Source organism: Paraburkholderia sp. SIMBA_054 (assembly GCF_046534875.1).
In the GTDB taxonomy this organism is placed as follows: domain Bacteria; phylum Pseudomonadota; class Gammaproteobacteria; order Burkholderiales; family Burkholderiaceae; genus Paraburkholderia; species Paraburkholderia hospita.
The window spans coordinates 1-7,821 of record NZ_JAWRXV010000130.1 but is presented as its reverse complement, the minus strand read 5'-3'; the positions used below and the strand labels follow the sequence as shown (position 1 = coordinate 7,821).

At 63.2% G+C, this 7,821-nt stretch carries 7 protein-coding genes and 1 pseudogene; 3 read left to right on the top strand and 5 right to left on the bottom strand.

All coding sequences use genetic code 11. The annotated features are described in order from the left end of the window. Positions 1-252 precede the first annotated feature (252 nt). The 3 genes from SB822_RS53960 to SB822_RS53950 form a co-directional block, all read right to left on the bottom strand. Complete coding sequence (locus tag SB822_RS53960; protein ID WP_410858700.1) at positions 253-744, bottom strand: hypothetical protein; 492 nt, start codon at positions 742-744, stop codon at positions 253-255. Positions 745-902: 158 nt separating this feature from the next. After that, positions 903-1,298 (bottom strand): hypothetical protein, encoded by a 396-nt coding sequence (locus tag SB822_RS53955; RefSeq protein WP_410858699.1) that lies wholly within the window; start codon positions 1,296-1,298, stop codon positions 903-905. A 342-nt stretch (positions 1,299-1,640) separates the two neighbouring features. Next, positions 1,641-2,072: a hypothetical protein gene (locus tag SB822_RS53950; RefSeq protein ID WP_410858698.1), complete on the bottom strand. Its 432-nt coding sequence runs from the start codon at positions 2,070-2,072 to the stop codon at positions 1,641-1,643. 331 nt (positions 2,073-2,403) lie between these two features. Here SB822_RS53950 and SB822_RS53945 point away from each other — a divergent pair, with 331 nt between their 5' ends. From SB822_RS53945 to SB822_RS53935, 3 genes are all read left to right on the top strand, one after another. Further along, positions 2,404-2,781, top strand: a complete 378-nt coding sequence (locus SB822_RS53945) for a helix-turn-helix domain-containing protein (RefSeq protein ID WP_410858697.1) — start codon at positions 2,404-2,406, stop codon at positions 2,779-2,781. A 244-nt stretch (positions 2,782-3,025) separates the two neighbouring features. Beyond that, positions 3,026-4,081 (top strand): DNA-binding protein, encoded by a 1,056-nt coding sequence (locus SB822_RS53940; RefSeq protein WP_410858696.1) that lies wholly within the window; start codon positions 3,026-3,028, stop codon positions 4,079-4,081. Then, on the top strand, positions 4,078-5,781 hold the full coding sequence (locus SB822_RS53935; RefSeq protein WP_410858695.1) for a tyrosine-type recombinase/integrase: 1,704 nt from the start codon (positions 4,078-4,080) through the stop codon (positions 5,779-5,781). Before SB822_RS53940 ends, SB822_RS53935 begins: the two co-directional genes overlap by 4 nt. Before the next feature lie 11 nt (positions 5,782-5,792). On the opposite strand, the gene SB822_RS53930 is transcribed toward SB822_RS53935, so the two are convergent. Both SB822_RS53930 and SB822_RS53925 read right to left on the bottom strand, forming a co-directional pair. Then, the gene (locus tag SB822_RS53930) at positions 5,793-6,593 is read right to left on the bottom strand and encodes a hypothetical protein (RefSeq protein WP_410858701.1); all 801 of its coding nucleotides are present in this window, start codon (positions 6,591-6,593) and stop codon (positions 5,793-5,795) included. A gap of 108 nt (positions 6,594-6,701) precedes the next feature. Then, positions 6,702-7,034, bottom strand: a pseudogene (locus SB822_RS53925) (TniQ family protein); the annotation flags it as partial. Positions 7,035-7,821 lie beyond the last annotated feature (787 nt).

Below are 7,821 nucleotides of genomic sequence, written 5' to 3'. Positions count from 1 at the left end.
ACACCATCGAAGTCAAGAGAAACGACTGCTCTATACGCCAGACGCATAGGCCCCTCTACATTGTTCCTCAAACCCGTTGCAGCGGGTTCCCGTTCGCGTGCGGACTCGCCCAGTGTTCCTGAAATAGCTCACCGTTCACCCGTGCCGGATCCACAGCAGGATGCGACGAATGCCATATTCAACGTGCGCTTGCTAATGACGCGATTGCGTCCGTCTATTGAAAGGGAACTCCAGAATGCATGTCCCTTCCTGTCACCATCCGGAGTCTGGCGATGTATTGAATTCCGCATCCGCTACCTCCAGGATCCTCAGCGGATCCAGGGCGAAGATCTCCGACGGTGTGCTCCCGTCGAGCAACGCGTGCGGTGAATACAGCCAGAATGCCCGCCTCCATCCTGAATCGTCCTTCTCGGCGGGCAGTATCCGCAAAAGCAGGGAGATTTCAGGAATGAGACATCCGTCGTTGTCGAACTGGAAGTCGGGGTAGATAAAGCACCCTCGCGGGGCCGACCACACACCCAGCAGCATGCCGCCGAGTCGCATCCCGGTGAGCGCATGTCTCGCGTCGATTCGAAGCTGTGCGTCCATCCGTTCTGCCACCGCGGTGTCATCGGGCCAGTTATTCGCAAGCAGCCGGTCACGAAACTCGACCGCTGCGTCATGCGAGCGACGCTCATTGCCTAGTGCGGACCACTTCTGGGCGGCTCTCGCCGTCCGACCGCGCTCATTGGTGACCGCGGTCATGACGCCGCCTGTGAGCATTTCAGGTCCTTGAGAGCGAGACCGTCGATCAACGGTGCATATCGAGGCGGACCGACGCGGCGGGCCAGATGCACGTTCTGTCCGTCGCCCTGTCTACGATTTGATCGGCTCATATCGTGACTCCTTCTACGCGACAAGCTTCAGTCCTCACCGCGGCGAGTCCGCAACACTAGAGAAGCGATCGGGCGCCCATCGAGCGTGCCTTTCCCGCAACCCGCTTCGCCCTGCAGGCTCAGGTGTGGATCAATACCAAATCGGGCCAGTGTTGCGCGTCGCCGCGATTCACTCAGCGATCGAGGGTCGACTGGCTTGAGTGTGAATCGCGCGGAATCGAGCGGCCCATCCAGCTTCTTCCCGGCGGAAGTCGCGCTCGCCAGTACGCCAATGCCAGCGGGCAATCCTGTTTTCGAAGCCTCTCGCCCACACGTGCACTCGAGAAATCCGTCCGGAAGATTCTCGCCAGCCGGTGGCGTATCGTCGATCACACGGCCCGCGTGCAGAAAGGACTTCTTTTGCTCCTCAGCTTTGCTTGTCATTGACGCCTCCGAACTCTTCGCAAAGGCCCAGCCAGCACCGTCACATCTTCAGGATGGCTGGCCGCAACCTGCCGCATGGCCTGCTCCCGTGTGAGCTTGGCGAACGCGCGCAGCCTTGCCCGGAGTGCTTCCGTCGTTTCGACGGGTGGGTCATTAGCAGCGCGCGCCCTTTTCCGCTTCGCCTTGTTCATACCCTCTCCGTTCAGTCCTCCCCTCGTATACGTCAGCAAAGATCTTGCTGCACCAGCACACTCACGTCCGGCGGCGCGATAACGTTCTAGCCTCGAAGGCTCTGGTCAGGACGTCCAGATGCAGTTCGAGGCAATCTGGACGCGCATACCGTCAGGTCGAGCCTGCGACGTTGTCGGTCATGAGCGGATGGGCAGTTTTCGCGGACCGCACGGATTTGGTTCCGTAAATGAGCTTGCCGCGAGAATGCTTCTCGGCGATACCGATGGGCATCGAAAACTCCCGGCCCTCAATCGTCGTGTAGTGCACGAATGAGACCAGCGGATGCTTGTCATCGAAGGCGCGCGTCGCCCCCAGATGGATCTCGCTGAGCGGCTCCAGACTCCACTGCGCGGACTCATGCTGTGGCTTGGCGCTCAGCACGGCCGCGCCACGCACGACGTGACCGTCCGACGCAAGCTTTTCAAGCGTCACAGCGCCCGAGGACAGTTCCACCATGGCGACCCGTGTCAGTGCCCGCTTCGTGGCCGCAAATTGCAGGATGAGGACATCCGCACCGCTCCACATCTCGACGATCGCCCACATCGCTGCGCCGGGCCCGACCAGCGAAGATCCCACGGGCAGTCGGTTCTGGTCAGAAGTCAAAAACATACTCTCACTCCCAAAAACAACGGACTCACCAGGACATCAGGGTGCGACGTGTGTGGCAGACGCTATATGGCATTGCGACCGGCGCATGGCGGGCTGTTACCCATGAGACATGGCGCAACGATCGACCTTCACTCAATGAGAAGCGGCCAGATTCACGCCAGTCAACATATCGTGTTGACACTCAACATATCATGTTGTTACGCAAACCGCCAGGTCGGGCGAGCATTCGTGTTGACCAACCACACGTCATGTTGACCCGGCCGCCTTGTCCGCAGAACCGAACTTCGCCGAACAGCTCGGCAAAACGCTCGCCCGCGCCCGCATAGCGGCCGGCTACGCCCAGGAACTGGTCGCCGAACAGATCGGCGTCAATGCGGAAACGATTAGCCGCTTCGAGCGCGGCACGGTCCTGCCCACGCTGCCCAGACTCATCGAACTGGCGGAAATCTATGGCGTCCCCGCCAGTACCCTGCTGCGTCGGGGTTCTTCACGCCCAAGCGATCTTGCAGAAGAACTGGCCGAGACGCTCAGTCACCTGAACGCCACGGACCGCGTCTGGGTGAGCCAGTGGCTGACCGAACTGTGTGAGCGTCTTCGCCACGCCCCCGCCGGGGGACGTGCCAGCCGGAAGCCGCATCGCTAGGGCAACCTGATATTCCATACGCAGGTGTCAGCCGGCCGCAGTTCTTCAGCGTCCCCTCGCAGAACTGGCGCGTAAAGCCTTGCAGGCAAGCCAAAGCGCAAGTCTGTTTTCCGGTGATAAGGGCGTTTATCACCGGAAACACATCCGTTTTCCTACCAAAAGTGGTTGCCTAACGTTCGGGCCGTGTGTGAACTAGACTGGAAGCTCCGCCCCGCCGGCGCCCCGCTGGCGCAGGAGTCTCCCCATGTCCCGTCCCGCCACCGTCTCCGCCGACCAGATCCGCGCCACCGTGCTGGCGATGCTCGCCGAGGCGGGCGACGCCAGCCCCGCCGCCGACGCCGCGGGCGCCGCTGAACCCGTGACCCGCGAACGGTTCCGCCGCGCGGTCTCCGTGCGGCGCCTGCGCGCACGGCTGGGTGCCGGTGACCCCGCCGTGCTGTCGAGGACGCTGAACGCAATCGAGGCCGAACTGGTGCAGGCGGGTCTTACGCAGGTTACGCTGCCCGGCCTGCCGGACGCGATCGCGGAACAGATTCGCGCGCTGTGGGCCGCGGCCGTCAGCGTGCAGCTCGAGGATGTGGTCCGACTGCGGCAGCACGCGCGCCAGGTGGCCGCCGACGCGGACACCGCGCGACACGATGCCGACGTACGCTGCGAGATGCTGCGCGTCGAACTTGGTGAACTGCGCGAGCGGCTCACGGCCCGCGACGCGGAACTGGCCGACCTGCGCGCCCGCACCGCCAGCGCAGTCGAGCGCGCCGGGGCGCTCACCACCGCCTCGGCGAACCTGCAGAGCCGGCTCGATACCGCCCGCACCACGCTCGAGACAGTGCAGGCCGCCCACGCCACCGAGCTCACCGACATGCGCGCCCGCTACGACGGTCTGTCGAAACGGCTGCTGCAGGAGACTGAGCACCAGCGTCATGCGCTCGCCACCGAGCGCGAGCGGCTCACCACCCAGTTGGCCGACGCCCAGACCCGCATCGCCGCGCTCGAGGGCCTGCGCGAGCGCCTGCTGGATGAGGTGGCCAGTGGGCGTGACGCGCACCGCCAGGCGGCGGCCGAAGCGGCGGCCCTGTCGACCGTCGTCACCGAACAGCGCCGTACCCTGGCGACCCTCCAGACGCAGCAGACCATCCCTACGCAGGCCCCGCGCCGACCCGCCCGGCTCCACCCGGCGCGCAGCGTGCCTCCCGGCCAGACGTCCGCAGTCGCCGCGGCGCCGCGTCCGCCGTCCCGCCCGCCTGGCACACCCGGCACACCCCGCCCGTCCCACCTGCGCAGGCGCCCGTCGCCATGAAGCCCGTCGCCGTGAAGTTCGCCACCATGACGCCCGCCGACTGGCTCGACACGGGCACGCTACCCGCGCAGCGGCTGCCCTCCGCGATCGATGCCGCGCTCGCCTATGTCAGCGAGGTGCTCGGTCATCCGGTCTTCCGGCGCTGGACGCTCGCCGACCTCAAGCGCGTCGCGCCGTCGCTCGCCGACGCGAAGCGCGCACATCCCGCCGTCTTTGCGCTGCTGCTCGAGCACGACGCCGCGATCGAATACTGGACCCACGGGCGCCTGCACCTGGTGGCGGATGGGGCGGCACCAAGTGCCGACGTGATCCTCGCGCGCGTGCTGCACGCGCACCGGCGCCGGTTCCGTCATCTGCCAGCAGCCACCGCAGATGACGCACCGGATGCCAGCCGCGCCCCGACCAGCCAGCCCGGTGACGCGGCCGCCGGTCCCGTCGACACGGGAACGGCCGATGCGGTCGCACTGGTCGCCTCCGGCAATGGGGATCCCGCCGCGCTGCGAACGTGGCTGACCCGCGCCGGCCGCTTCATGAACGCGTCGCCCACCAATTCGCTGGGTGTCGCAGACGACGCCCAGGCCCTGGCGCTGTTCCTGCGCGACCGCGCACAGCGTTCCCCGCACACGCTGCGTGCGTACCGTTCCGAACTGCGCCGTCTGATTCGCTGGTGCGAGGCGCACCGGCGCGGGCCGCTGTCCGACCTGACCCGCGACGACCTGCTGGCCTTCCGGCGCTCACTGAATCCCCCCGGCCACGCCGGGAACCTCGCCGGCGCCGCCTGCGCGGTCGCGTCCGGCGGTGCACCCATCGTTCAGAGATCCCGCAGCGATGCCACGCGCCGGCGCGCGCTGGCTGTCATCTCCAGCCTGTTCCGCTACTGGCAGAAAACCGGCTATCTGGTGGTCAACCCCGCGGTCGAACTCGCCGGCGACGGCGGCGCGCGCATGACGTGGACACCGACACGCATCCTGCCTGCGCGCGTGTTGAGGCTGTGCGACGCCGTGACGGCGGGTGACCGGCCAGCCGGCGTGTCGCCGCTCGTCTGGTCACGCCGCTGCGCGATCTGGTCGCTGTACCGGTTTGCCGGCGTGCGCCTCGCCGAACTCGAATGGTCGGCGGAACAGGGGCTACCGCGCCTGAGCGTCGATCACGACGTCAGGCCACCGGTCAGCCCGCCCACCGACAGCACGGCTCGCACGGCCCACAGGGCAACCGTGGCATCGCCCGCCGAGCCCGCGTGGACGCTGCACGTCCGTGGCAAGGGCGGCAAGCTCAGGGCCATTCCGCTGCCGTCGCGCTGTCTACCCATCCTGCGTGCATACCGGCTCGCACGCGGCCTCCCTGCGGAACCGCCGCCGCTCGAATCTGTCCCGCTGGTTCACAGCGAAAAACACGACGCGCTCGGACACAGCGGTCTCTATGACGAGGTGAAGGCGGTGTTGCAGGCGGCCGAAGCGCGCGTACCGCCGGGTGACGCCGCCACGCGTGCGCTGATTCACGCGGCGTCGACGCACTGGTTACGGCACGGCTACGCGCGCACGCTGGTGGTCGATCACGCGGTGCCGCTGCCCGTCGCGCAGACGCTGCTCGGGCACGCGTCGGTGCAGACCACCGCCGCGTATGCGCGCACGGATCTCATGCAGTTGCGGGATTTTGTGGAGGGGAGTTTTCGTGCCCCGAGCGATCCTAGCGAAAGCTGACATCGCGCCGCTCAGCGCACTCGTGACTTGATTCTGCTGCCATCCATTGCTTCGATCTTTATGGTCGAAATCACGGGGAAGTCGGACCAGCGAAACGCGACGCCTCTATTGGTCAACTCAGCTTCAATATCCCTCCTTCTAAGCGAGCAATTCGATGCGATGAGATCATTTACCACCTGCCTCACCTGCTCGACGAGCGCCCGATTCCTTGCGATTCGACGGACAGTACTCATTCGCGAACGATGAGCGCGTGCCTTCTTCACGATTCGATTCGCAATATCGGGAAACCGGCCCCGCAGAAAAGACGGATCGATTTCAAATCGTGCCGCCGTCTTCTCCCAGCTCAGATGGTATCCGACACAGTCAATCGACTGTCGGAGTTCCTTTTCGATCATCAGCCAATCGCGAGCCTTCGATCGCGCATCGCGGATTGAAACACGAACTGGATGTTCGTGCATAGCCGAGACATTCTCCCACGCGCTAGTGTCTCCGGTCAGCCACCTGTCCAAAGAAATTCCGAATATTGCACACATATCCAGGATTGACGATATCGACGGGAATACATGACCCGACCTCCATTCGGCAATGCTTGAGGCCGATCGTCTCGATGCCTCCGCAAATCTATCAGCATTGCCATCGCCGATCCGAGCCACCCCGCCTTCGAGCATTTGGATCACACTTTGTTTCGAAACATGTTTCAACGAACTTTCGGGGATTGCTAGCAGCGCTGAAAACTGATCTGCAAAGAAATTTTCGCGCAATAACGCGTCGCGAGCAGTACGCCCTAAATGGTGATAATCATGGCGTGTCATACCCAGCCATTGATGACACTGAGCACAAAACCCTGAAAGTGAGCGCCGGCTAATCTCCGCTCGATGACTGTGATCACAATTCGGACATGTACCCGCAAGCGGGACGTCGTGCAATGGGCACCAACTGACTAACCGAATTGACCATATCAGACGCTCATAGATCTGTGCCCCATTTGACAAGTCCTCCTGCAGACACACAGGACACCATTGACGGCCAGGCCTGACCAGCCCGCGCGGATCGCATAACACATCGGCGAAGGGCAGGAGTGTGAGAGCATCAAGATCGTTACGGCCGGTAAGCTCATTGAGGTGGCGAACCCAACAACTTGCCGTCTGACCGTGCGCGTTGACGAGCGCGAGATTTTGCCCGGAAGCGAATGGGCGACGTGAGTAACGCAGGCTATCATCACCTGTTGGCCACGGTACCAATGCCTTCACCATAATATCCACAGGGAGAAGGGCATTAGATGCGACTTGCACGACGTAATCTGTTAATTTTTGGCGGTTTGCACCTATTCTTTGCGCCGGCTCAGCACGGAACTTCGCTCTATCAGGGATCCGATGATCTTTCATAGCGAGCCTGTCTCAAGCTAGTTCAATAATTATATTTCCACTGCCTCAGGCCTTGGTCTTCGCGCGTACCACTGTCGCGCGTTCCATCGCCTTAGCGCTAAGCGGCTGTCCAACCAGGCCCGGAAGTTCCTCCCAATAGATTGCTTCTCCTTTCGGAAACAAGCCTCTCCCAAGGCGCGTCGCGACTCTTGTGCGCGTCGGAGTTACACCATCCCTGACAAGTTCTTCGATGGATGCACGGATTCTCTCCCTGAGCCGGACAAGATTCTCCTCACCCGCCGCCTTACGCTTCGACGCTGCCGCATCTCGTACCAGCTTATACACGTCAGGAAGCCGGTTCCTTAAGGTCTCGACCGTCATATTCTCCAGCCTCGCGGCATCCGCCACTCCGAGCAGCGGCTGGCTACTCGCCATCCGACCAAGCAGTCGACTACGTGCAGCTTCCCAGTCATACCAATGGGAGCGAGCTCTGAAATCAGCATCTCGGTGAATCTCTCGCGGCAATTCACGACGGCAATGCCTGTCCCACGCGTCGAACTTCCCAAGCAGCCATGCACGCATTGGTACACCGTATACCCCATTTGATTACACACAACTCATTCGTCAAGTTCTCGTGCGTACCTGAGTCCGGCGGCGAAATCCATCACTCGCTGCA

Bases quoted from the DNA above. Each gene is read 5' to 3' on its own strand.
- SB822_RS53960 (WP_410858700.1), bottom strand. From the start codon at position 744: ATGACCGCGGTCACCAATGAGCGCGGTCGGACGGCGAGAGCCGCCCAG.
- SB822_RS53950 (WP_410858698.1), bottom strand. From the start codon at position 2,072: ATGTGGGCGATCGTCGAGATGTGGAGCGGTGCGGATGTCCTCATCCTG.
- SB822_RS53930 (WP_410858701.1), bottom strand. From the start codon at position 6,593: ATGACACGCCATGATTATCACCATTTAGGGCGTACTGCTCGCGACGCG.
- SB822_RS53935 (WP_410858695.1), top strand. From the start codon at position 4,078: ATGAAGCCCGTCGCCGTGAAGTTCGCCACCATGACGCCCGCCGACTGG.
- SB822_RS53940 (WP_410858696.1), top strand. From the start codon at position 3,026: ATGTCCCGTCCCGCCACCGTCTCCGCCGACCAGATCCGCGCCACCGTG.
- SB822_RS53955 (WP_410858699.1), bottom strand. From the start codon at position 1,298: ATGACAAGCAAAGCTGAGGAGCAAAAGAAGTCCTTTCTGCACGCGGGC.